The 24,882-nt window shown below is 60.4% G+C and carries 22 protein-coding genes; 5 read left to right on the forward strand and 17 right to left on the reverse strand.

All coding sequences use genetic code 11. The features are described from left to right. Positions 1-49 precede the first annotated feature (49 nt). Entirely contained in the window at positions 50-1,087 is a 1,038-nt protein-coding gene (locus HFO99_RS22355) for a class I SAM-dependent methyltransferase (protein ID WP_222363649.1), read from the reverse strand. 180 nt (positions 1,088-1,267) lie between these two features. Here HFO99_RS22355 and HFO99_RS22360 point away from each other — a divergent pair, with 180 nt between their 5' ends. Beyond that, complete coding sequence (locus HFO99_RS22360) at positions 1,268-3,265, forward strand: putative bifunctional diguanylate cyclase/phosphodiesterase (protein ID WP_222363651.1); 1,998 nt, start codon at positions 1,268-1,270, stop codon at positions 3,263-3,265. Positions 3,266-3,589: 324 nt separating this feature from the next. Next, complete coding sequence (locus HFO99_RS22365) at positions 3,590-5,242, forward strand: acyltransferase (RefSeq protein ID WP_222363652.1); 1,653 nt, start codon at positions 3,590-3,592, stop codon at positions 5,240-5,242. A gap of 11 nt (positions 5,243-5,253) precedes the next feature. Here HFO99_RS22365 and HFO99_RS22370 read toward each other — a convergent pair whose 3' ends face one another. Continuing rightward, on the reverse strand, positions 5,254-6,141 hold the full coding sequence (locus tag HFO99_RS22370; protein WP_222363654.1) for a LysR substrate-binding domain-containing protein: 888 nt from the start codon (positions 6,139-6,141) through the stop codon (positions 5,254-5,256). Positions 6,142-6,252: 111 nt separating this feature from the next. Here HFO99_RS22370 and HFO99_RS22375 point away from each other — a divergent pair, with 111 nt between their 5' ends. Genes HFO99_RS22375 through HFO99_RS22385 form a run of 3 tightly spaced genes read left to right on the forward strand, consistent with a single transcriptional unit; the run spans position 6,253 to position 9,909 of the window. Further along, the gene (locus HFO99_RS22375; protein WP_222363656.1) at positions 6,253-7,506 is read left to right on the forward strand and encodes an aromatic ring-hydroxylating oxygenase subunit alpha; all 1,254 of its coding nucleotides are present in this window, start codon (positions 6,253-6,255) and stop codon (positions 7,504-7,506) included. Between the two features lie 10 nt (positions 7,507-7,516). Beyond that, positions 7,517-8,587: a hybrid-cluster NAD(P)-dependent oxidoreductase gene (locus HFO99_RS22380; RefSeq protein ID WP_222363658.1), complete on the forward strand. Its 1,071-nt coding sequence runs from the start codon at positions 7,517-7,519 to the stop codon at positions 8,585-8,587. A 41-nt stretch (positions 8,588-8,628) separates the two neighbouring features. Continuing rightward, positions 8,629-9,909 carry a M24 family metallopeptidase gene (locus tag HFO99_RS22385; RefSeq protein WP_222363660.1) on the forward strand — a complete coding sequence of 427 codons (1,281 nt, stop codon included), beginning with the start codon at positions 8,629-8,631 and terminating at the stop codon, positions 9,907-9,909. 101 nt (positions 9,910-10,010) lie between these two features. Here HFO99_RS22385 and HFO99_RS22390 read toward each other — a convergent pair whose 3' ends face one another. From HFO99_RS22390 to HFO99_RS22460, 15 genes are all read right to left on the reverse strand, one after another. Then, positions 10,011-11,039, reverse strand: a complete 1,029-nt coding sequence (locus tag HFO99_RS22390) for a GlxA family transcriptional regulator (RefSeq protein ID WP_222363662.1) — start codon at positions 11,037-11,039, stop codon at positions 10,011-10,013. Positions 11,040-11,094: 55 nt separating this feature from the next. After that, positions 11,095-12,093, reverse strand: a complete 999-nt coding sequence (locus tag HFO99_RS22395; RefSeq protein ID WP_222363664.1) for a 4-hydroxyproline epimerase — start codon at positions 12,091-12,093, stop codon at positions 11,095-11,097. A gap of 16 nt (positions 12,094-12,109) precedes the next feature. Next, entirely contained in the window at positions 12,110-12,961 is an 852-nt protein-coding gene (locus HFO99_RS22400; RefSeq protein ID WP_222363666.1) for an ABC transporter permease, read from the reverse strand. Continuing rightward, positions 12,958-13,806: an ABC transporter permease gene (locus HFO99_RS22405; RefSeq protein ID WP_222363668.1), complete on the reverse strand. Its 849-nt coding sequence runs from the start codon at positions 13,804-13,806 to the stop codon at positions 12,958-12,960. Before HFO99_RS22405 ends, HFO99_RS22400 begins: the two co-directional genes overlap by 4 nt. Before the next feature lie 5 nt (positions 13,807-13,811). Beyond that, entirely contained in the window at positions 13,812-14,918 is a 1,107-nt protein-coding gene (locus tag HFO99_RS22410) for a glycine betaine/L-proline ABC transporter ATP-binding protein (protein ID WP_409994943.1), read from the reverse strand. Positions 14,919-15,003: 85 nt separating this feature from the next. After that, positions 15,004-15,855 (reverse strand): glycine betaine ABC transporter substrate-binding protein, encoded by an 852-nt coding sequence (locus HFO99_RS22415; RefSeq protein WP_222331777.1) that lies wholly within the window; start codon positions 15,853-15,855, stop codon positions 15,004-15,006. 77 nt (positions 15,856-15,932) lie between these two features. After that, positions 15,933-17,279 carry an NAD(P)/FAD-dependent oxidoreductase gene (locus HFO99_RS22420; protein ID WP_222363672.1) on the reverse strand — a complete coding sequence of 449 codons (1,347 nt, stop codon included), beginning with the start codon at positions 17,277-17,279 and terminating at the stop codon, positions 15,933-15,935. Beyond that, the gene (locus HFO99_RS22425) at positions 17,276-18,793 is read right to left on the reverse strand and encodes an aldehyde dehydrogenase (protein WP_222363674.1); all 1,518 of its coding nucleotides are present in this window, start codon (positions 18,791-18,793) and stop codon (positions 17,276-17,278) included. Before HFO99_RS22425 ends, HFO99_RS22420 begins: the two co-directional genes overlap by 4 nt. Next, complete coding sequence (locus HFO99_RS22430; protein WP_222363676.1) at positions 18,786-19,697, reverse strand: dihydrodipicolinate synthase family protein; 912 nt, start codon at positions 19,695-19,697, stop codon at positions 18,786-18,788. The genes HFO99_RS22425 and HFO99_RS22430 overlap by 8 nt, the downstream gene beginning before the upstream one ends. Next, a complete protein-coding gene (locus tag HFO99_RS22435; protein WP_222363678.1) occupies positions 19,694-20,410 on the reverse strand; it encodes a GntR family transcriptional regulator in 717 nt (238 codons plus the stop codon). The genes HFO99_RS22430 and HFO99_RS22435 overlap by 4 nt, the downstream gene beginning before the upstream one ends. A gap of 393 nt (positions 20,411-20,803) precedes the next feature. Then, positions 20,804-21,376 (reverse strand): S-(hydroxymethyl)glutathione synthase, encoded by a 573-nt coding sequence (gene gfa / locus HFO99_RS22440; RefSeq protein ID WP_222363680.1) that lies wholly within the window; start codon positions 21,374-21,376, stop codon positions 20,804-20,806. Positions 21,377-21,430: 54 nt separating this feature from the next. After that, on the reverse strand, positions 21,431-22,267 hold the full coding sequence (fghA, locus tag HFO99_RS22445; RefSeq protein ID WP_222363683.1) for an S-formylglutathione hydrolase: 837 nt from the start codon (positions 22,265-22,267) through the stop codon (positions 21,431-21,433). Positions 22,268-22,270: 3 nt separating this feature from the next. Further along, positions 22,271-23,398 (reverse strand): S-(hydroxymethyl)glutathione dehydrogenase/class III alcohol dehydrogenase, encoded by a 1,128-nt coding sequence (locus HFO99_RS22450; RefSeq protein ID WP_222363685.1) that lies wholly within the window; start codon positions 23,396-23,398, stop codon positions 22,271-22,273. 148 nt (positions 23,399-23,546) lie between these two features. Next, positions 23,547-24,242, reverse strand: coding sequence for a dimethylsulfonioproprionate lyase family protein (locus tag HFO99_RS22455; protein WP_222363687.1), 696 nt, complete (start codon positions 24,240-24,242; stop codon positions 23,547-23,549). Between the two features lie 14 nt (positions 24,243-24,256). Beyond that, on the reverse strand, positions 24,257-24,882 hold a 626-nt coding region (locus tag HFO99_RS22460), incomplete at its 5' end, for an electron transfer flavoprotein subunit alpha/FixB family protein (RefSeq protein ID WP_222363689.1).

The raw sequence follows: 24,882 nt of genomic DNA on the forward strand, positions 1-24,882 counted from the left end.
GCGCCCAGTTACTGGCTCAAACGCCATTATATGTCGGCCAGCGTGCGGCCTACTGCGGCTTTTGAATTTCACAGTAGACAATGTTGCGGTTTGAGCCTGGCCAAACAGACACCTTCACATCCGTCCCGGCCACGCTTTCACTGGCGAGCGAGCCCATCTCTCGCTCCGACCGCAACAGCAACGCCCAGTTCATGAATGTCTCCATATAGCCATCGACGTCCGTCTCCGGAGAGAAGTTGGCAAATAGGAATGTACCGCCAGGCTTCAGCATGCTGATGCACTTTCTGGTCAGCCTTACGGCTACCGCGTCCGGCAAATAGTCATAGAGACCCGCGGCATAGACGAAATCGAACATTCCCAGCGCGTGCCTTCCAGCGATGAGAGATTTGACCGACCCGTTCACCGCTTCGACAGACGTGCCGGCGAAATCGCGGGCGACGGTTCCAACGCTCATTGGGTCTTGATCCAAAGCCACCCAGCGTCTGATCGCGCCGGCGCTCAGAGCGTGCGACAACGGCCCCTCGCGAAGATGCCCGGCGGCGATCGCAAGGATTTCGGTGGCGCCAGGCCGGGTCGAAGCAATTTCGTCTACGCGGCGAGCCAGAATGTCTCGACGCTCCCTTACCGCGACGGATGACGAAGCATGCCGAGTGTAGCCGTAGATCGAGCGTCCCAACTCGCTCGCTGATGCGACGGCGTCCTCAATCTCAGGTCTGCCGTAGATGAAATCGAGAAGACGTGCGTCGCCAGAATAGCCGCGCGGCTTTTCAAACGACCAGCGGGTCAATGGATCTTGATGAAGATAGTGAGCAACGGGATGAGATTGCGCGATCGGAACGATGTCGTCCCACACCTGCGGATGAAAGCGCCGCCGCATCTGATGCAAGGCTTCGGTAAGACGCTCGATGATCACATGAGGCTCGACGCCAGATTTGAACTGACGGATCGACACGTCAAGGCTGAGGGCAAGCTTGGCTTGGGCAACGATAAGATCGCCGGGATCTGGGGCAGCAACCCTCCTTGCCACCCGACGAATTTCACCTGGCGCAACAAGACTTTCACCGTCGAAGACCAGGCTTTGTACCATTTCGAGACCCCTTTGACATAGCGTTAAGCATAATCAACCTCGAAACAGGATGCGACTAGAATCTACACGGGATAAGGGTAATTCTACTCTTGCGGGTCTGATGCTACCCCTCTAACAAAGCTCAGCAATAAGACAAACCGGTTGCAGGTTGCCGAACGCGATTTTGGAGGGCGCCGAAGTATGGCTTACTTTTCAACATACTTTAGATGGCTCTCAGGCCGGTGTTATTGCATGATGGCGGCTTGTGCTAATGTCCAACACGACGAGTCAACCGCCGGCATTTCATTCGCCGCGGCCCTCAAGTCTCTGAAAACTGAAAATGATGCTGTCCGAAGGCAGAGCTCACGGCATGGTCTTTGGATGGCGGTTGCCGTTTATGTGGCCTTCGCACTTCCCGACCGTTGGCTGATCCCCGATGTTGCGCCTGTGACGATTGCCGCGCGATTCGTCGTTGCAACGATCGCTCTGCTGGTTTTCGAGACCCTGCGCCTGGCAAGAGCGAAAACCGTCTGGCTTGACATTACGTGCGCCACTGCACTGCTTGTGGGCTATGTGGGCTGGCTTTACCCGGCGATTGCCACCCGCGACGTTACCGCCATGTCATACTACATGATATTCGGCGCCATCTTCATGATGGGCGCCAACCTCTTTTTCAGTTTCCCGTTTCGGCTTTCGGTGATCACCTCGGGCCTCGTTCTCTGCGCATTTTTCGTTACGATCGAGGAATTTTTTCCTTCGAGCCAAACCTACAAGCTTGCCTTCGGGATGTTCTACATTTCGTGCTTTGCCTTCACCTCTTTCGTCAATTGGCGATTGAACGTGGAGCGTCGAAACGTGTTGCTGAACGCGGCGGAGGCTCGCCACCAGCACTGGGAAGCGTCGGAGCGCGGAAGATCACTGCTCGAGCTTTCACATACTGACTACCTGACAGGCATAAGCAACAGACGCGCGCTGGATCGGCGGCTCGACGAATGCTGGGCCGCCTGGAAAGACGAACGCCGCGACTTCTCCGTGTTCCTCATCGACGTCGACTTTTTCAAACGCTTCAATGATCGCTACGGACATCAGGAAGGAGACCGATGCCTGACTGTCATCGCCAATGCGCTGAAGGCGGTCGTAGAGTCGTCCGATGGCATGATCGGCAGGTATGGTGGCGAGGAGTTTATCGTGGTCATGCCGGCTGCCCTTCCCAAGGTCGCCATGACTCTCGCCGAGAAGATCAGAATGGAAGTCGAGTCACTTGCGATTGCTCACGACGAGCGACCAGATGATATGTCCACCGTAACCGTCAGCATCGGCCTCGCCTTCACCCGCGAGAAAGTTGGCGAGAAAGTCGAACGAATAGTCCGTGAAGCCGACCTCGCTCTCTACAATGCCAAAGCAAGTGGCCGAAACTGCATTCGCAGTTTTGATCCGCTGTTGCCTCGCCCCGACGACCATGCTGGTAAACTCGTCCCGCTGCTGGCGGCCGCTATCGATCGCAAGCTGGTCTCACTCGTGTACCAACCGATCTTCGACGTGACCAACGGGAAAGCAAGAGCTGTCGAGGCGTTGATGCGCCTCAGGATGCCGGACGGCACGGCGGTTTCGCCGAAGACATTCATTCCCGTTGCAGAACGAAGTGGCGCTATCCTCGAACTGGGCAGGTGGGCGATCGAGACGGCATGCCGGGATATACTGATGACCGATCGCATGGCTACCGTCAGCGTCAACGTGTCACCGATACAACTGCGTTCCACCGGCTTTGCTGCCAGTGTCGCTGATATCCTTGCTCGGTGCGGAGTCTGCGGGTCGCGACTAGCCTTGGAAGTCACCGAGGGCCTGGACATGGATATGCAGTCGGAGGTGCTCAAATGCATTGCCGATCTGCGCGCACTCGGCGTCGAAATCTGGCTTGACGACTTCGGCTCCGGCTTCGCGGGCCTCTCTTGGCTGAGGGCAATCGAGTTTCAGACGGTCAAGGTCGATAGAACTTTCCTGCACGACAGCTCGAACCCACGCGGTCTGACGATGCTTCAGGACATGATTGTTCTCATCCGCAATCGTGGAAATACGATCCTGGTGGAAGGCGTCGAAACTGCAGCACAATATTCCCTTCTCAAGGATCTTCGCATCGACCGCGCCCAGGGCTTTCATATGGGAATGCCGGTGAGCGCTGAATTTCTGAGTGCAGCATAACTCGACCTCAAGGTTTTCAGATGGTTCAGCACGCGGCCGATGATCGGTGCGTGGCGCATGACGTCTCTGCAGATCGCGAATTCTGACGCCTCAGCCGCACCGACCGCCCGCAAGGCAAACAAACCGCTATGAGGGGGCAGTTGCGATCGCATCGGTCGCCGGGAGGCCAGGCCCGATCAAAGCAATGGGAGCCATTTCAACGGAGCTGCGCCGCCATTGTCGGAAGTCTTGCTTTTGGACGAATCAGGCCCTCTGATGCAGCGAGGCAACGGATCGCTAAATCAGACGAATGTTCAGCGGTCGAACCTGAGAATGAGGCGCAGGATGGATCACGCCAACAGCCCGCAAACATCGGCAAGCGAAGAGAGGGAAGCACGCAGGCTTCAATACCTGACCTGGGAACACGTTGCGTCGGACCTCGGTCACCCGGCTCACCTTGCCCGCAAGGCGGAAATCCGGCGATCATGCGGTGCGGAACTGGCCGAGACGGCCTACATCGCCGAGAATGCCGCAGTCTTCACCGAAAGCCTGACGATGGGTGAGCGGTCCTGGATCGCCGGGCACGCGCTCGTTCGCGGCCATGTGATCCTCGGCGACGATTGCACCATCAATCCCTATGCCTGTGTTTCCGGCACTGTGACGTGCGGTCATGGCGTGCGGATTGCTTCGCATGCCTCGATCGTCGGCTTCAATCATGGCTTCGACGATCCGACCGTTCCTATACACCGCCAGGGTGTCGTCAGCATCGGCATCGTGATCGGTGACGATGTCTGGATCGGCGCCAATTGCGTGATCCTCGATGGTGCAACAATTGGAAACGGTGCGGTGATCGCCGCCGGAGCTGTGGTCACCGGAAACATTCCCGCCATGGCGATTGCCGGTGGCGTACCCGCCCGGGTGCTGCGGAGCCGAGGCTCGGCGCCGAAGAAAACCGGCAATGGCGACATCGAAGATCAATTGGTCAGGCTCGGCCAGAAAGCGAAAGACCAGTGGCCGGACATCCTTGCACGCTGGAAAACGCAAGGATCCTATGAATCGCTGGAAGCGGACGGCATCCGCAGACCGGCGATCCGGCATCTCTGCGATGCAATCGAGATCGCTGCCGGCTTCGGCCACCTGCCGCCCGATCTCGATGCGGCGGAGACAGTCGAACGTCTTCAAGGTCTTCAGGACCGAGAGACCGGCCTCTTCCTGGAAGAGCATCCGCGCACCCATGGCAAGGCGCTGAGGGATGATCCAAAGGCGCTCTACAACGTCCTTGCGGTTGGCTATGCGCTTGAACTGCTTGGTTCCGGTCCGCGCCAACTGGTCCATGCAGTCGAGCTCGACGCCGGGGAGCAGGATGAATGGCTAAGCGCCCTGCCCTGGTCGACCCGGGCATGGCACGCCGGAAGCGTGGTCGATGCGATCGGAACTGCCATGTACTTCAATGCGAAGTATTTCGGCATCAGGCATTCACGGCAGGCGTTTTTCGAGTGGCTGAGCCGCAATGCCAACAGCCTTTCGGGGCTATGGGGTGAACCGACCGCGGCGGAAGGATGGCTTCAACCGGTCAACGGCTTTTATCGCCTGACGCGCGGCACCTACGCCCAGTTCGGCGTGGCACTTCCCCACCCGCACGCCTCACTCGAAACGGTTCATCTCAACTATCGCAACCACAAAGGCTTCGTTGCTGCAAAATACAATGCGTGCAACCTGCTCGATACGATTCATCCTCTGCTGCTGATTGCCCGTCAGACCGACTACAGACGGGCGGACGGCGAGGCAATCGCCCGCAAGGTCATCTCAAGGGCGCTGGATAGATGGCGGGATGGCGAGGGATTCCCGTTTGCCGATGGTGGTGAACCGAGCTTGCAGGGAACGGAAATGTGGCTTTCCGTCATTCACCTGGCGGCCGATTTTCTGGGCCTGGCAGATCGCTTCTCCTTCGTCCCGAAAGGCGTCCACCGGACGGCAACTGTGGGACTGGGCCTGTAGTTATGGCTTGATCAACCGTGCAGTGATGCCGTCAGCCAGGCGGCGGCAAGGTCGCGTGCATTGCTTCGCTTGGCTTTGACGGGCACGATCACGTTGTAGCGATCTTCCGCGGCAAGCTCGCCGCCGTCGGCCTGCACCAGAGTTCCATCCTCCAGAAAGGTGCCCACCAGCATGCGCCATCCCAAGGCAATCCCTTGGCCTGCGCGCGCGGCTGCGATGGTTTCGGTATAGTGGTTGAACCGAAGCGACGGCTTTACCTCGATATTGGCGCCGGTCAGCGAAAACCACTGCGCCCAGCTGTACCAGGAACGATCGAGAACGTCCGTTTCGATGAATTCGTCGGCGGAGCCGAGCGGGCCTTCGCCGCGACGCCTGAGATAGTCGGGAGAGCAGACGGGGCAGATGACGTCGCCATGCGAGGCGATGACGGTGCTATCGCTGAAGGGGGGCACACCATATCGAATTGCCACGTCGACTTCTCCGTCATCGAAAGCGATCGGGCTGTCCTGGGATATCACCCGCACCAGAATGCCGGGGTTCGCACGGCGAAACTCGGCCAGCCGCGGCAGCAGCCAGAAAGAAGAGAATGCAACGGTCGCCCCTATGGTCAACACGTCCTGGCTGCGCGACTGGAGCGCTTCCACGCTCTCGGCAATATCGGCAAAGCTCTTGGCCAGGGTGGCTCCGAGATTGATGCATGCCGCCGTCGGTTCGATCGCTCTATGCTTGCGAACGAATAAGGGTTGGCCGAACTCCTCCTCCAGCAATGCAATCTGCCTGCTGACAGCCGCCTGGGTGACACCAAGTTCGGTCGCAGCCGTGGTGAAGCTCTTCTTTCTGAGCACCGCCTCCAGGGTCACCAGTGCCGTCAACGACGGGATGCGTCTTCTAAAGTGCATCACAGAACCCCTCATCGCATGATAAAAAATTATGCGAACCTAATTTTTTATGCCGTTGAAACAACCGCGTTGCAAGGGCAATCTGGGGAAACTCTCGCATAAGAGGTTCTGATGCTAAACAAGCTCCCATCTTCCATTTCCGCCCTTCTCGACGCTCGTGCCAACGGTCACTCTCTGCCGGCCGGCCTTTACGTCAGGGAAGATGTGTTCGAAGCAGACATCGACGTCTTCTTCCACAATCACTGGATCTGTGTCGGTCTCGATTGCGATGTTCCCGAACCCGGTGATGCCACGGTCATCGATATCGGCAAGACGAGCCTGATCCTTCTGCGTGACGACGACGGAGAAATTCGCGTCCTGCACAATGTCTGCCGCCATCGCGGCTCCCGCCTTCTCGATCCGGGCAAGACGATCGTCTCAAAACTCGTCTGTCCCTATCACACCTGGACATACGAACTGACGGGTGAGCTCAGCTACGCGCCTCACATGGGCAAGGACTTCGACAAGCAGTGTCGGAGCCTCAAGCCCGTCACTTTCAAGTCGATCGGCGGACTGATTTATGTCTGTCTCTCCGACAATCCGCCCGAGGACATTGCTCTCCTCGAACAGGCCATGACCGAGCGCCTCGCGCCCTACGACATCCGGAACGCAAAGGTTGCCTTCCAAACCGATGTCATCGAGGACGGCAACTGGAAGCTGACGATGGAGAACAATCGCGAGTGCTACCATTGCTCCGCGAATCATCCGGAACTCTGCGTCTCCTTCGTCGATCTCGATTTCGGTTTCGATCCGGAAACGCTGAGCCCCGAGGATCGCGAACAGGCCGAAGAGCATTTCAGGCTCTACGAGGCACGCACGCAGGCATGGGAGGCAGACGGCTTTCCCTCGGCTGCCGTCGAACAGCTCGCCGACTGCGCCACCAACTTCCGCACGCAACGGCTGATCATCGCTGGCGCCGGTGAATCCCAGACCCATGACGCCACCGCCGCATCGTCCAAACTGCTCGGGCAGATGACCCGCAAGGATCTCGGGGACACGCATCTCTGGGGCCACAACAGCTGGAACCACTTCATGGGCGACCATGCCGTGGTGGCAACCGTCATCCCGCTCTCGGCGGGCAAGACGTTGGTCAGAACCAAGTGGCTGGTCCACAAGGGCGCCGTCGAAGGCGTGGATTACGATCTCGACAAGCTGACGGATGTCTGGGTCGCGACGACGGACCAGGACGCCGATCTCGTCGCGCGCTCCCATGCAGGCACTCTCGACCCGGCCTATCAGCCGGGCCCCTACTCCCGCTTTTCCGAGACCAACCTCGACAAATTCGCCAGCTGGTACATCGATCGGATGCGCGCCCATGGATACTAGGAGCCCGCAGATGCCCGTAGCCAGGGCCGCCCTTCACGACATCTGGAACCCGGAAGAAGACGACGCCCTCGTCTGCCTCGACGTCCAGCAGGAGACCCACGACGTCAAGACATTCACCTTCGCCTCCCATGAGGGCAAGCGGTTCGCGTTCAAGGCCGGGCAGTATTTTCTGTTCGACCTCGAACACAATGGAGACGCTGAAAACAGGTGCTACAGCATCTCCTCCTCGCCGCATCGGACGAACGCCTTCTCGGTGACGGTGAAGCGCGTTCCCGGCGGAAAGATCTCCAACTGGCTTCATGACACTCTGGTTCCCGGCGCGACCGTCAAGGCGAACGGGCCGCTCGGCCATTTCGTCAGGCCCGAGACGCCGGGACGTAAGCTTCTGCTTTTGTCCGGCGGCTCCGGCATTACCCCGGTCATGTCCATTCTGCGGGAGATCGCCGACAGTTGCGAACCCGCCGACGTCGTCTTCATGCATGCCGGCCGGACGCCGCAGGATCTGATCTTTCGTGACGAACTGGCCTGCATCGCCCGCAGGCTGAAAGGCCTTCGTCTGCATTTCCTCCCGGAGACGGTGGCCGGCGAGCCGTCCTGGCCCGGCCTGACCGGCCGTATTTCGAAAGACTACATGCGGCTGGCCGTTCCCGATATCGCCGAGCGAACCGTGATGTGCTGCGGCCCCGCCCCGTTCATGGCCGCCGCGCGCGGCATTGCCGCCGAACTCGGCGTGCCGGGCTCGAACTATCTGGAGGAAAGCTTCGACGCCGCGGTCATCGACGAACCCGAAATCCCTGCGGTTCAGGAGGCATCTGCCAAGGTCTTTCTGGTCACCTTCTCGAAGCAGGCCCGCAGCATCGACGTCTCCGCCGACCAGAGCGTGCTCTCATGTGCGAAGAAGTCAGGCGTCAGGATCCCGTCGTCCTGCGCGAATGGCGTCTGCGGCACCTGCAAGTCGAAGCTTACGTCAGGCACGGTCGACATGAACCACAATGGCGGAATTCGTCAGCGGGAAATCGACGCCGGCTTGTTCCTGCCCTGTTGCTCCAAGCCGCTCAGCGATCTGGTCATCGAGCGCTGAACATCCGGGGCGTCGTTCACCGCAAACAAGGATTGACTGAGATGCTGCGAGAGGAAAGCGATTCCGCCGAGCTGACCGGCTCGACGGTGTTCAAGGACGCGCGAAAGCAGGCATACCTCAACCCTGAAGGAGCCGACCGGCCTCTTATCAGTCCTGTGCCGGCCACGACGCTCGATCGGGCTCGCCGCTATCGTCTGGAGCGCCTGCGCGGGAAGATGCGCGAATGGGACTGCGGCGCCCTGCTTCTCTACGACCCCGTCAACATCCGATATGCCTTCGATTCATCGAATATGAGCATTTGGACGATGCATAACGCCTCGCGCTACGCTTTGATCCTCGCCGATGGTCCGGCGATAGTTTTCGAATTCGAAGGCGCCGAACACGTCAATGACGGGCTTCCCGGCATCGACGAGAGCCGGCCGGCGAAGTCATGGATATTCTTCACATCAGGCAACCTTATGGAACCCCGCCTGAAAACCTGGGCGGACGAGGTCGCGGACCTCGTGAGCCGCAATGGCGGCAACAAGCGCGTGGCGGTGGACAGGCTCGAACCGGCGGGCGCGTTCGAATTGCGGGAACGCGGCTTCACGCTCTTAGACGGTCAGGAACTGGCCGAGCGGGCGCGATCCATCAAGAGCACTGAGGAAATCGAGCTGATGAGATGGACGATCCGTGTCTGCGAAGCGGGCATGGCGCGGATGTACGAGGTGTCCGAGCCCGGCCGCACCGAAAGAGAGATCTGGGCCGAGCTCCACTTCGAAAACGCACGCAGCGGCGGCGAGTGGCTCGAGACCAAGCTGTTGACCGCAGGCCCGAGAACAAACCCCTGGTATCAGGAATGTTCGGACTACGTGGTCAAACGCGGCGACATGATATCCTTCGACACCGACATGATCGGACCCTACGGCTATTGCGCCGACCTCTCGCGGTCGTGGACAGCGGGACACGTCGCGATGAATGCCAAGCAGAAGCAACTTTACGTCGCCGCCCGGGATCAGATCGAGCACAATCTTTCAATCATCAGGCCCGGGATGACGTTCCATGAATTCAACGAACTGTCGTGGCGGATTCCGGAGAAATACCAGCCTTATCGATACACGCTTGCTCTGCACGGAACCGGAATGGCGGACGAATGGCCGGGGATCCTTCTGCATCCGGATTTCGACCCTGATTTCAGCGGCCTCATCGAGGAGGGCATGGTGCTCAACGTCGAAAGCCTGATCGCCGAGGCCGGATCCGAGAGCATCAAGCTGGAAACCCAGGCTCTGATCACGGCCAAGGGAGCGGAGCGGCTGGACACGGTTCCGTGGGAAGAGTTCTGAATAAGCCTAGAGCAATGCCGAAAAGTGTGATCGGTTTTCGGACGACATCATGCTCTAACTATATAATTTAGAACAGGATTCAGATTTTAGGCCGACCCGGCCTAAATCATCCTGTTCTGGTGTGCTCTCGAAGAGGCTGCACGATGCTGCGATGGGGTTTGCCCGAATGTGCGCTTAAACGTTCGCGTGAACTGCGAGGCGTTTTCAAAGCCGACATCCAGCGCGATCTCGATCAATGGCGCCCTCGACTGGGCAAGGATCGATTTCGCCCGCTCCATGCGAACCCGATTATAGGCTTTGGCAGGAGACATTCCCGTCTTGTCGATGAAGATCCTCTCCAGTTGCCGCCGTGACAGACCAACCGTGGCGGCAAGCTTCTGTATAGACATGCTGCCATCGACGAACTGTTCCATCGTAATCATCGCCGCCTTGACGCGGGCGTCGTCATAGTCGTCGTAGAGCGGACGCCGGGGCTGTATGTCCGCTGAAGTCCGGGCCTTGTCGATCTGAAGGACCTCCAGCGCATTTCGTTCGGCGTCGCGGCTGATGTATTTCCTAACCAGCAACGCGGCCATGTCGGCTGAACTGCTGCCGCCGGCGCAGGACCCACGCTGGCGGTCGAGATTGAAGAGCCGGTCGGAACGCACGTTGAGATCGGGGAAACGCTCCCGGAACTCCTTGTAGTGCAGCCAGCTCACACAGGAGTCATGCCGCTTCATCAGGCCAGCCGCAGCAAGGATGAACGACCCCGTGCACACGCCGATCAGCGGCACCTTCTTGGCGTCCGCCTGCTTGAGAAAAGCGATGGTTTCCTGGTCGACAGGGTTTTCCACCGTCAAAAGGCCGCCGACGACCACGATGTAATTGAACTTCGACGGATCGACGAAATCGGACGTCGGAGCGACCTGAACGCCGCAGCTCGCGGTGATCAGGTGACGCGTGCTGCCAATCACCTGCCAGTCGGCAAGCACCCTTCCGGAACGATCCTGCTCGTCGCTGGCAAGCCGCAGTGTGTCCACGAAGAGCGCGAAGGCGGACAGTGTGAACGATCGCGCCAGAACGAACCCCACCTTGAGCCGGGCAGCCGACCTCGTAGCGTCGTCTGCCTGCCGATGCTGTCCGGGTCGCATGGTCATCTCCTTGCCGCTCTTACCGCGCCATCCGTCTTTTCAGACGAAAACGCGCTCATCGAATCTGAAAGCCATGCGCCAGCGGATCACGATCGTCAACGAAAATGGTGTTGTGCCCAATGACGCGCGCCCAGCCTCCGATGCTTGGAAGAATGCCGCTGTAGGATCCAATGCTCGCCTCGGCTTCGACCCGCCCCTCGAAGACGGTTCCGATCAGGCTTTCATGGCGGTATCTCGACCCGACGGTAAGCCGTCCCTTCCCGTAGAGCTGGGCCATCCGGGCGGAGGTGCCGGTTCCGCCCGGCGAGCGATCGATGGCCTTCTCGCCATAGAAGACGGCGCAGCGTCCATCCGAGACTTCATTCAGCGGGCGGTCGCACCAGATGGCGTGATGCACGCCGCGTATCCTGGCGTCGTCGGGATGGACGGCGTCGCAGATACCGGCAAGTGCCGACCTGAGCCTCTGGCTGCAGCCGACAATGTCGGAGGCGGTCATGCCGTTGAGGCCGCTCCAGTTATCCTGTGGTTCGATGACCGCATAATAGTTGCCGCCATAGGATATATCGACACGTAGACGGCCCATTCCCGGCACATCCACCTCGAAATCAGCCTCATGGAGATAGCTCGCCACATTGTGGAGGCGAACGGATTCGACATATCCGTCCTTCTCCTCATAAGTGACGTCGACCCTTCCTGCAGGCGTTTCGATGGCAACCCTTCCAGGCTCGCGCGGCTTGACCAGCCCTTCTTCGATCGCAGCGGTCACCATGCCGATGGTGCCGGCGCCGCACATCGGCAGGCAGCCGCTCACCTCGATGAAAAGCACGGCGAAATCGCAATCCTCCCGATAAGCCGGATAGATGATCGCGCCCGACATGATGTCGTGGCCCCTTGGCTCGAACATCAGCGCCTTGCGCATCCAGTCATGGTCCCGGACGAAAATCTCCCGACGCTCACCGATCGGCGCATGCGGAAGCAGCGGACCGCCTCCGGCGACGAGGCGGACGGGATTGCCGCAGGTATGCGCATCGATACAGAAGAAGCTGTTTCTCATCTTTTCATGTCCTTGCTCATCCTGCCTTCCGTGGCCTGTCGCGGTCGAGCAGGCTACGGGACAGCCGGTCGAGCAGAAGGGCGACTGCAACGATCGCCAGGCCCGCCCGCAGGCCAAGCCCCATCTCCATGCGGGTCAGGCCGCGCGTCACCTCCGCGCCGAGACCGCCGGCGCCGACGAGCCCGGCCAATACGACCATCGCCAGCGACAGAAGGATGCATTGGTTGAGCCCAACCAGGAGCGTCTGCCTGGCCAGGGGAATCTCGATCTTCCAAAGCACCGAACGAGGAGGCGCGCCGATGGCGCTGCCGAGTTCCACGAATTCTCTCGGCACCTGGTTGAACGCCAGCGTGGTCAGGCGGAGCATCGGCGGAATGCCATAAACGATGGTAGCGATGATAGCCGGCACCCGTCCAAGGCTGAAGATCATCACCGCAGGAATGAGATAGACCCACGGCGGCACGGTCTGCATCACGTCGAGAACCGGACGAACCATCGCCTCCAATGTCTTGTGGCGCGAGCACAGGACGCCGATCGGGAAGGCGATAAGCACGGAGATAAAGACAGCGACAGTGACCAGAGAGAGGGTCTGCATCGATGCCGTCCACAGTCCCATGAGGAGACAGAAGCCCAGGCAAAGACCAGCAAGGATCGCGGCGCGCAGACCGACGGCGACGAATGCCAGGACGACGACGATCGCGATAAGCCCATAGGGCGGCACGAAGAGGAGTGCCGCCTCGAACCCGGAAAGAACCGCTTCGATCAGATAGCTGATCGCCGCAAACAGTGGATGCAGGTTGGTGTTGAGCCAATCGACTGACGGCGCCAGGAAAGCGCCGGGCGAAAACTGCAGGATGGATGGGTTCATGACTTCCTCCCCGTTCCCAAGCGAGCTGCGCTCTGGGTTATCCTGTCAAGCACCATGGTCAGTACCACGATGGCGATCGCTCCATTGATCGAGGTCGCGATGTCGAGCGTTCTGATCGCGCCGTAGATCGTTTCGCCAAGCCCACCGGAGCCGACGATGCCGGCGATGACGACCATGCCGAAGGCCATCATCAGGCTCTGGTTTATGCCTGCCATGATGCTCGGCAGCGCAAAGGGAAGGCGGATCTTGAAGAACATCTTCGCCGGCGTCATCCCGAGCGCCTCTCCGAGTTCGATGAACTCCGTGGGCGTCATCCGGATACCGAGAGAGGTCAGGCGGATTGCCGGCGGCACCGCGACGATCACCGTCGCGATCAGTGCTGTGGCCGGTCCATAGCCGAGCAGGGCGATCGCCGGCAGCAGGTAGATATATGGCGGAAGCGTCTGGATGAGATCGAGGCCGGGCTCCATGAAGCGGTCGAGGCCGGTGAAGAAGCCGGCGGCAATACCGATTGGGATGCCGATCGCCAGGGCGAGCGCGGTCGCGGTCAAGACCAGCGCGAGCGTGCTCATCGTCTCCGGCCAGAGTCCCATGGAAAAACAAAGCGCCAGCGCTGCGCCGCTCAGCAGTGCGAACCAGACATTGACCAGCCGCCAGCCGATGAGCGCCACGATCAGTGCGACCAGGTAGAAAGGCGGAAGCTCGAGGAGCCAGAGGATCCCGTCATAGAGCCCTTCGAGAACCTGTCTGATGGTATCGAAGAGGAACTCGCCGTTGTCGCTCACCCACTCGAGCGCCGAGTCCGTCCATTCGTCGAAAAGATCGGTGAAGCCTGAACTATCCATGTCAATCAGCTCCAGTTGTGGGACGCCGCCGTGAGATCGTGGGTGGACGTCCCCTTGACGCCAATCAGCAGGCTGCGTGGCGTCACCACCCCGACGATCTGATCGTTGTCGACGACGGCGATGGCATCGCGCTCCGACTGCATCGTCAATGTGATGAGTTCGTCGATGTCGGCATCCGGCGTCGTGCGCGCCAGCAACGCGATGTCGGAGTTCGTGGCGCTTTGCTGGAATTCGGCGACGCTGCGCATGACGGAATGCGCCTTGATCAGATGAAGGCGGGATATGCCGGCGACGAATTCGGCGACATAGGCATCCGCCGGGTTGAGGATGATTTCCTCGGCCGTGCCGGTCTGGATGATGACGCCGTCCTTCATGATCGCAATGCGATCGCCGATCCGGATCGCCTCATCGAGATCATGGGTAATGAAGACCGCGGACTTGCCCAAGGCTTTCGTCAACTGCCGGAATTCGTCCTGAAGCTGGCGCCGGATGAGTGGATCAAGAGCGCTGAACGGCTCATCCATCAGAATGATCTCGGGGTCGGAAGAAAGTGCGCGGGCCAGCCCCACGCGTTGCTGCATGCCGCCGGAAAGCTCGTTCGGATATCGGCTCACCCAGTCGGCGAGGCCGACCTTCTCGAGCGCTGCAACGGCGGTCTTGTTTCGCTCCGGCTTGGCAATTCCCTGAACCTCGAGGCCGAAGGCCGCATTTTCGAGGACTGTCCGATGCGGCAACAGGGCGACGCTTTGAAACACCATGCCGATGTTCCTGGCGCGCATCTGCCGGAGATCGACCGGCGACAGGGCGGCGAGGTCGCGTCCCTTGACGAGGACCTTGCCGGAGCTCGGCGTGATCAGCTTGTTGAGAAGTCGGATGAGCGTCGATTTTCCGCTTCCCGACAAGCCCATGATGCAGAAGATTTCGCCGCGCCGGACCTCAATGCTCGCATCGGACACGCCGACGACGCAGTTGAACTCCTTCAAGACCTCTTTTTTGCCGAGGCCGCGCTCCTTGATCGACTTCATTGCCGCAGCGGACTTGTCACCGAAGACTTTCCAAAGGGATTGGCAGTCGATCAGGACATCATTGATATCGGAATTTACGGTTTTCATAGCGATCCCCTTTGAGCCATTCAGAGTTGGCTTCTTCATTAGGTTTCAGGGTGGCCGCCCGACGGATCGGACGGCCACGACGCGTTTAGTTCTTCTTGATGTTTTCCCAGCGCTTGATCAGGTCGGCATGCGCGCCGATCCAATCCTGCACGGCCTGGTCCATGGTCTTGCCTTCATTGACTGCGCCGTTGATGGCGGTGATGTCGGCAATCGGCACGTAGACACTGGCCATCACTTCACGCGCATGCGGGTTCTCTGCGGAGAAGCCCTTGTGGCCGATCCAGTAATAGCTCTGCGGCGGCGGGAATACGCCCTTCGGATCCTTGAGGTACTTGACCTCGTACTTCTGGACCATCCAGGACGGCTCCCAGATCGTCACCGCAATCCACTCCTTGCGATCATAGGCGGACTTCAGCGCCGCCGTCATCGCGGCGGTGCTGCCCTCGACGAGCTGGAGCTTGAGGCCATAATCCTTGACCGCGTTAGAAGTATCGCGCATCAGCCCGGCGCCCGGTTCGATACCGATGATCTTGCCGCTGAACTTGTCGGCGTTTTCATTGAGCTGTTCCAGCGAGTCGATCGGGACATATTTAGGAACCGCGACGCCCTGATAGAGGCCGTGCGACACGGGTGAGATCTTCTCGAGCCGGTTCTTGTTCTTGTTCCAGTAGTCCTGCGCAACATAGTCCGTCTGCGAGGTGAGAACCTGGATGTCACCCTTGGCGAGAGCGGCATAGGCGATGCCCCATTCGGAGAACTCGGTCACCTTGACCGTATAGCCGGCGTCTTCGAGAACCTTCTTGGTGATACCCGTGATGGGCGTCAGGTCCTCCCACGACATCGTGCCCATGGTGATCGTCTTTTCTTCCGCGCGAGCAGGAAGGATGCTGACCCCGATCATCGCAGCAGCGCAGAGCGCCTTCCACAAAGTCTTCATTGTTCTTACTCCTGTTTTTCGTTCCCATTGTCATTGAAGTCTGCGAGCGGGCAGTCTTCATATTGCGCGGCGAGAGATCATCCCTCGCGGCCTGCACGCAATTCCTGAAAGCGGATAACCGAATTGACCCCCAGCCACGCAAAGGGCTCGGGAGGTAATTTGCTCGGTTCCGGCTGGTTCCTGTATCGGTCGAGTTCGGGGCTACCCGCGCCGGCAGCCAGATCGGCCGCCATCATCCCTGCGAGCGTGCTCTTGACCGTGCCGAGGCCATTCTCGCAGCAGGCGGAAAAAAGCCCCTCTTCGACCTCGCCGAATGCCGGCACATGGTTTCGGCTGAGGCAGAGAGCACCCGCCCAGCTATATTCCATCGGCAGGCTTTCCAGTCCGGGAAAGCGCGCGTCGAACGACCGGCGCTGCTCGGCCGCCACGCCGGCGACCCGCCTCTCCGACACCTGGAGGCTCGGGTCGTAGGTGAACCTCGTCCTGATGACGATTCTCGAACGACCATCGGTGGTGATCTTTCGAACCGTCGCTCCCATCGGGTCGGCCGGCAGCAGCGCCCAACGATCTGCGCCCGTCACATCGCCGCCGAACTCATTCTGGGAAAAGGCTGATGTCATCGACGCGTAGGTGAAGATGTGCATTAGCCGTCCGCGGAAATGGCCGAAGCTTTGAATATGGCCGTTCACGCCGAGAATGACCTTCGGCGCGGAAACAGATCCTCGACCGGATTTCGCCTTCCAGGACCTGCCCTCGCGCGAAAGCTCCAGCACCGGCGAATGCTCGTGGATGGCGACCTTTGAGCTAAGTCCCCGCGCCAGGCCGCGGATATAGTCGGCGGGCTGGATCATCACGGCGCCTGGCGTATAGAGCCCTCCGCGATAATAGCGCGAGCCGGTCATTTCCCGCATCTGATCGGCATCGAGAACGCGATGCTCCTCGCCGATCTTTTCGAGCGACTTCCGGTAGTTGTCGTTAAGCCCGAGCCCCCGCTCGGAGGCGGCCGCATTCACCTTGCCCGACGGATCGAAGGTTTCCCTGGACAGGCCGTATTCCGCCGCGACATCGGCTGCGAAGGAAATCGCCAGACGGTTCTGCCTGATCTCGTCCTTGGTCGCCTCTTCGTCGGCCACCGAATATTCGCCTGAGGACAGATTGTGCGGCACGTCGATCATGAAGCCGGAATTTCTCCCGGCCGGTCCCTTGGCGACTTCGCGAGCCTCGAGGAGGACGATCTTGTCCTCAGGGCGCAATTGCGAAAGGCGGCGCGCCGCCGACAGGCCGGCAAACCCCCCGCCGACGATTAGCCAGTCCGCCGTAATGTCGTGTTCAAGCGCTGTTGCGGGAAAGGCGCGTTCGCTGATCGCCTCCCATCCCGAAATGCCGGTGTCGACCGGCAGATGCTTGATCACATGGTGGGTCATCGGATCGTCTCGTCGATCGAGCGTTCCGAGACATCGATCCAGATGGTCTTGAGTTCGCAATAATTGTCATGGGCGAAGACCGACTTGTCGCGGCCGCCGAAGCCGGACTCCTTGTAGCCGCCGAACGGCGTGCTGGCGTCGCCTTCGCCGAAGCAATTGACCGTGACGACGCCGGCACGGATCTCACGCGAGAGCTTAATCGCGTTCCTCAGGCTGCCGGTATAGACCGATGCTGTCAGACCGTAATTCGTGTCATTGGCAAGAGCGATTGCTTCGGCAAGCGAATTGAAAGTGGTCACCGAAAGCACCGGTCCGAAGATCTCTTCCTGGAAAAGACGGCTGGCAGGCGTTACGCCCTCGACCACTGTCGGTTCGATAAAGATGCCGCCATGCGTTTCGCCGCCGTGGGCGACCGACAGCTTCTCCGTCCTGGCGTCGTCGAGGAAGGATTTCACCTTCTCGAAATGGGCCTTGCTGACAAGCGCGCCGATGCGGTTTGCAGGGTCGAGCGGATCGCCCGTCTTCCATTCGCGCATATAGGCGCCGATGCGCTTCAGCAGCTCGTCCTTGACCTTGGAATGAACGATGAGACGCGACGTGGCCGAGCAGTTCTCGCCCATGTTCCAGAAGGCGCCGTTGACGACCTGCTCGGCAACGAGGTCCAGGTCTTCGGCATCGTCGAGAACGACGGCGGGATTCTTGCCGCCGCATTCGAGCACGACGCGCTTGAGGTTCGAGTCTGCGGCGTAACGCAAGAAACGGCGGCCAGTCGGCGTCGATCCGGTGAAGGCCACCATATCGACATCCATGTGCAGGCCGATCGGCTCGCCGACCTCCTTGCCGCCGCCGGTCACGACATTGAACACGCCGGCTGGAATGCCCGCTTCATGGGCAAGCTCGGCGACGCGCAGCGTGGTGAGCGTCGTCTCCTGTGCCGGCTTGACGATCACCGAGCAGCCGGCAGCAAGCGCCGGGCCGATCTTCCAGGCCAGCATCAAAAGCGGAAAATTCCACGGAAGCACACATCCGACGACGCCGACAGGCTCACGCACGATCATCGTCAGTGCGTTGGCGCCGACAGGCGCAGTATTGTCATAGAGCTTGTCGATCAGTTCGGCGTGCCAACGAATTGTGTGAATGGTATCGGGAACATCGACCGTCTGGCATTCGCCGACCGGCTTGCCACTGTCGAGGCTCTCCATGACGGCGAGTTCGTGACGATTGTCCTCCAGCAGCCTGGCGAGCTTGAGGAGCACCGCCTTGCGTTCACCTGGCGAACGCAGCCGCCAGCGGCCGTCGTCGAAGGCTTGCTTTGCCTTGGAGACGGCGGCGTCGACATCGGTGGCGTCGCATGCGGCGATCTCGGCGAGAACCTCCCCCGTCGCTGGATTCGTCGAGGTGAATGTCTGCCCGGAATTGGCCGGACGAAAAGCGCCGTCGATGAAGGCATTCGTCGGAAACTGAAGGCCGGCGGCGATCGCCTTGTATTCGGAGGCGGTCAAGGGTTCATGCATGATTTGCTCCCGAGGTGATCTGGGCGACAGTGCGCTTCAACGTGGCGACGACGGTCTGAAGGGTTCGCTTTTCTTCGGAGTTGAGCGGACGCAGCGGCGCGCGGACCGATCCGACATTCAGTCCGATCAATTCGCATCCGTGCTTGATCGATTGAACGAACTTCCCGCATTCCAGGAAATCCATGAGCGGCAGCATCGCCATCATGATCGCGCGGCCCTTGTCGAAATTCTTTTCGAGCAAGCAGGCCTCATAGAGGGCGACATGTTCGCGCGGGAGGAAATTGGAGCCGGCGCAGACCCAGCTCTTCGCGCCCCAGGCGAAGAATTCGAGCGCCTGGTCGTCCCAGCCGCAGGACAGCGCAATATGCGGAAATTTCCGGGCAAGCAGGTGCAGATTACCCATGTCGCCGGAGCTTTCCTTGATGGCGATCACGTTCTTCGACTTGCCGAGGCGGGAGAAATACTCCTCGCCCATCATCACGCCCATGCGGGCCGGATAGTTGTAGAGCATGATCGGCAGGTTCGCCGCCCGGTCGACGGTCAGGGCGTGGACCGCATTCTCGCGTTCGGTCGGCAGCGCGTATGGCGGTGACGACACCAGGATCGCGTCCGCGCCGATTTCCTTCGCCGCCTTGGCGTATTCGACCGAATCTTCGGTCCGCGTGGCGCCGGTTCCGATAATGAGCGGCAGCCGCGTGCCGATGATGTCCCTAGCATAGGCCGCGAGCTCGAAACGCTCCTGGCTGCTCTGGGCGTAGTACTCGCCCGTCGAGCCGCCGACGATGATGCCGTGGACGCCCGCCTCGATCAGCGATTCGAGCACGGCGGCAAATCCAGCCCTGTCGATCTGACCATTTTGGTCGAGCGGCGTCACCGCCGGCGTATAGATCCCCTCAAACTTCACGACGATTTCTCCAATAATTGCGTGGCGGGGCCGCCGAGGAAGGCGTCCGCCTTGAGGCCTTGCGGGGCGATGAACATTTCCATGTTCTCGCGGGACAATTCCCAGTGTTCGAAGACGAGGTCGACGACGGCATTTTCGTCGTGAGCGCCGAGTGCATCGATGAAGCTGTCATGATGGCCGACGGCCACTTGAAGCCGCCGCTTCATGTCCTCGTTCCTCGGCCGGAAGAAGGTGTGGCCGATGCGCGCGTGGTCGATAAGCAGCCGGCCTAGGCTCGGCTGCAGATAGACGTTGCCCGACATCTCGCCGAAGATTTCGTGAAAGCGATTGTTCTCGAGGACCATCGCCAGAGCGTCCATGTTCTCGCTGGCGGAGCGGAACCGCTCCTGGGTCTGCTTCAGGTCTGAAAGCTGAGTAGGCTTGAAGTTCTGCACGGCGAGACGGCCGATCGCCGCGTAGATCATCGGCGCAACAAGAAAGAAATTTCGCAGGGTGGAGTGGTTCATTGGGATGACCCGCGCGCCCCTGTTCTCGCGGATGTCGATATAGCCCTCACCGGCAAGGCGACGGAATATGTCGCGGACCGGCGTCCGGGAGAGGCCGTATTTTTCGCTCAAACTGGCCTCGTCCAGATCGGCATCCGGATTCAGCTCCATCGTCAGAATCTGCCGTTTCAGATCTTCGTAGAGATTGCTCTTGGGTGTCTTTGCCATCGTCGCTCTCCGGCCGCTCGTTGCTCTACGCCGTGAAGATGGCACGCCTCTCGGGGCGAGTCAACAATTGTGTACTTTGCGTACACAGTTCGTATTTTTTAAATACACAATTGCACCGAGCAAAGCGGCCCGGTGCCCGCAAGTCATTTCAAAGCGCTCCCCATGATCGGCGCTCCGCGGCAGCGGCCATCGCGGAGTTTCCTTCCAAGCGGATTATCGTGGCAGGTCGGTGAGGATTTCTCTGCAGTCGAGATGCGGTGCGCTCGACATTGATCATCAGGCGCCGGAAGCCTGGCCGCCGGCAAGCCGGTACGCGGCCATCACGGAGTATCTCGATATCCGGATAGCGGCGGTTTTGTCGGGGAGCGCCGCCTCGGCGCTCCCCAGGATCGATCACGCGGCCAGGACGCCGCTCTTCTTGGCGGTCCAGGTTGCCATATAATCCATAAGTCCCGGGTTCAGGCAGTCGTAGGGCTCGAGGCCCGATGCCTTCAGCTGCGCTCTGACGGCGTCCATCTTCGCGGGGTCGAAGCCGCTTTCGATGATCGACGACACAAAGGCTGCAAAGCCCGGCTTCGCCCAGCCGCTTTCCTGAAAGCGCTCCGGATGGACGAACGACAATCCCTGGAACGGATGTTCGCGCACGACCGGCCCATACATATGAACGCCGCATTCCTTGCAGGCGTGGCGCTGGATCAAGGCGGTGGAATCGACGACGGCGAGCTTATCGCCGTTCTCCAGGACTTCGACGCTTTCGGTCGGAGCGACCGCCACGACCGAAAAGACGGCACCGTCGGGCTTCCAGCACTTCGTGCAGCCGCAGGCGTGATTGTGGGCGATATCGCTCTTGATCCTCACCTTCACGGGATTGCTGGCGCACTTGCAGACGAGCGTCCCGCCTGCGAAAGCAGCGTCAGTCGCCCGAAAGCCTGAATCCACTGCCGGATGTATGGCTATGCTGGTCATGGGTTTCTCCTCCCCTTCTGGGCCGTTTGCGATATGCCCGGCCAAGCTCTGCAATCAGTCTCCCAATCTTCGCGCGTGCCAGCGCAGATGGTCTTCCATGAATGTCGAAATGAAGAAGTAGGAGTGGCCGTAGCCTTCCTGCATGCGAAGCCGCAGGCTGATGCCGGCCGTCTCGCAAGCTTGCCTGAGCTCGTCGGGGCGCAATCCATCCTCCAGGAAGCTATCCGCCGTCCCCTGGTCGACGAGGAATTCGGGGAACCGGTGCCCGTCTTCGATCAGTGAGCAGGCATCATATGCCCGCCAGCGGGCTTCATCCGCTCCGAGATATTTCCGGAATGCCGGCTTTGACCAGCCGGAGACCGACGGATGGCTGATCGGCGCGAAGGCCGAGCAGCTGCCGAAGCGGTCGGGGTTCTTGAGCGCGATCGTGATCGCGCCATGTCCCCCCATCGAGTGACCGAAGATTCCCTGTCGCGTCGTGTCGACCGGAAACTCGGCTGCGATAAGTTTCGGCAATTCATCGACGATGTAGCTGTACATCCGATAGTTCTTAGCGAACGGCGGCTCGGTGGCGTCGACATAAAAGCCGGCGCCTTTTCCGAACTGCCAATTGTCGGGTTCGTCCGGGACGGCGTCGCCCCGCGGGCTGGTGTCGGGGCAGACGATGATCATGCCGAGTTCTGCGGCAAGACGCCGATACTCGCCCTTTTCCATGACATTGGCATGGCTGCAGGTCAGACCGGAAAGGTACCATAGAACCGGCAGCTTCCGTGCTTTGGCCTGCGGCGGCAGGAACACCGCAAAGGTCATGTCGCAGCCGCAGACATCCGAGCGATTGATGTAAACGCCCTGGGTGCCGCCATGAGAATTTTCGGTCGAGATGGTCTTCATGGCTCAGTACACGACCACGCCGCGGATGCTCTCGCCCTTGTGCATCAGCTCGAAGCCCTTGTTGATGTCTTCGAGCGGCATGGTGTGGGTGATCATCGGATCGATCTGGATCTTGCCTTGCATGTACCAGTCAACAATCTTCGGCACATCGGTGCGGCCGCGCGCGCCGCCGAAAGCGGTGCCCATCCAGTTGCGGCCGGTCACCAGCTGGAACGGACGGGTGGAGATTTCCTGGCCGGCGCCGGCAACGCCGATGATAACCGACTTGCCCCAGCCGCGATGGGAAGATTCCAGTGCCTGGCGCATCACCTTGGTGTTGCCGGTGCAGTCGAAGGTGTAGTCGGCGCCGCCGATCAGGTCGCCGTGGCGCTTGGTCAGGTTGACAAGGTAAGGCACGATGTCGTCACCGACCTCCTTCGGATTGACGAAGTGGGTCATGCCGAACTTTTCGCCCCAGGCCTTGCGGTCAGGGTTGATATCGACGCCGATGATCATGTCGGCACCAGCAAGCTTCAGACCCTGAAGCACGTTGAGGCCGATGCCGCCAAGGCCGAAGACGATCGCCGTGGCGCCGATCTCGACCTTGGCGGTGTTGATGACCGCGCCGATGCCAGTTGTGACGCCGCAGCCGATGTAGCAGATCTTGTCGAAGGGGGCGTCCGGGTTGACCTTGGCAAGGGCGATCTCCGGCAGCACGGTGAAGTTCGAAAAGGTCGAGCAGCCCATATAGTGATGGATCTTGTCCTTGCCGATCGAGAAGCGCGAGGTACCGTCCGGCATCACGCCCTGGCCCTGGGTCGCGCGGATCGACGTGCAGAGATTGGTCTTGCGGGAAAGGCAGGAATAGCACTCGCGGCATTCCGGGGTGTAGAGCGGAATAACGTGGTCGCCCTTCTTCACCGAAGTGACGCCGGGGCCGACATCGACGACGATGCCGGCGCCCTCATGGCCGAGAATGGCCGGGAAGAGGCCCTCGGGATCGGCGCCCGACAGGGTGAAATCGTCGGTGTGGCAAATACCCGTCGCCTTGACCTCGACCAGCACTTCGCCGGCTCGCGGCCCCTCCAGCTGCACGGTCATCACTTCGAGCGGTTTTCCTGCCTGTGTGGCCACGGCGGCGCGAACGTCCATTTTGATATCCTTCCTGACAAATTGAATTCTGATGCTGCATATTCGAAGGGGCCAGCTCTCGCCGATCTGCTGCTGCTTCACCGCGAGACTTCACGCTCTCGCGTTCGGCTTTTCGTTCATCTCAGGCTCGCTGTTGCCAAGGACCCTATCACCTCTCCCGCTCAATCTGGCACCAGACCGCCAGCAGCGGCCGGGCTGTGCATCTTATCGCGAAAGATTCGCCGGCGTCGTTCGCAAAGACCGTACCGACACCGCCAGAGAACCACTCGGAATCGCCAAGGCGGATTTCCCCCGGCGAAAGCAGAATGAAGGCGCGGGGCTGGGTCTGAACATGATCGGGGAATCTTGTATAACGATCCATATAGATCACGCCGACCCTGAGATCGGCGCGCTCCTCCATGCCGCCGGGACCGACCAAGACCGCATGGGAATGCGTATCGCCAAAATTCAGGCTTGCAAACGGACCGGAGCGGCCGCGTCTCCAGAGCAGCTGGTCGGCGAGACTACGGAACTGGCCGGCGATCGCCTCGTATTTCCGTCCCGATTTCGCAAGATGGTTGATGGCGTCATCAAGCCCCTCCGGCGCGCCGGGAAGAGACCCGCCCTCCGGGCGCACCTTGCCGGTCTTGAGCAGCCTCTGGAGAACCTTGCCCGCGACGAAGCTGGCGACGGCAGGAGCCTCCGCCGACAGCATCAGGCCGCCGATGTCATTGAGAAATTCCTGCAGCGGCCGGGAGCGCCTCTCTCTGCCGATGTCGTGCAGCCGTATATATGCCGGCTTCTCGTCATCGTTGAGAAGAAGGTCGGCACCAGGTTTGATTGGACGTCCCACGACGCGCGCCACGTTCGGTCTCCCCGCTAGAGCGCCTTTTGCAATTCCGGCAGGACATCGAAGAGATCGGCGACCAATCCGTAGTCGGCGACCTGGAAGATCGGCGCCTCCTCGTCCTTGTTGATGGCAACGATCACCTTCGAATCCTTCATGCCGGCCAGATGCTGGATGGCGCCCGAAATGCCGCAGGCAATATAGAGATCAGGCGCCACCACCTTGCCGGTCTGGCCGACCTGCCAGTCGTTGGGCGCATAACCGGCATCGACGGCGGCTCTGGATGCACCGACGGCAGCGCCCAGCTTGTCGGCGAGCGGCAGGATGACTTCCCTGAACTTTTCCGCCGAACCGAGTGCCCGGCCGCCGGAGATGATGATCTTGGCCGACGTCAGCTCCGGACGGTCGGAAGCCGACAGCGCATCGCCGACGAAGGTCGAAAGCCCAGGATCGGAAACCGCCGGGATCGCCTCGACGGTGGCCGAACCACCCTCCGGTGCGGAGGCGAAGGATGCGGTGCGCACGGTGATGACCTTCTTGGCATCGCTCGCCTGCACCGTCTGGATGGCATTGCCGGCATAGATCGGCCGCTTGAAGGTATCGGACGAGATCACCTCGATGATCTCGGAGACCTGGGCGACATCGAGAAGAGCCGCCA

The sequence above is a fragment of the Rhizobium leguminosarum genome (genome assembly GCF_019798305.1).
GTDB lineage: Bacteria > Pseudomonadota > Alphaproteobacteria > Rhizobiales > Rhizobiaceae > Rhizobium > Rhizobium leguminosarum_U.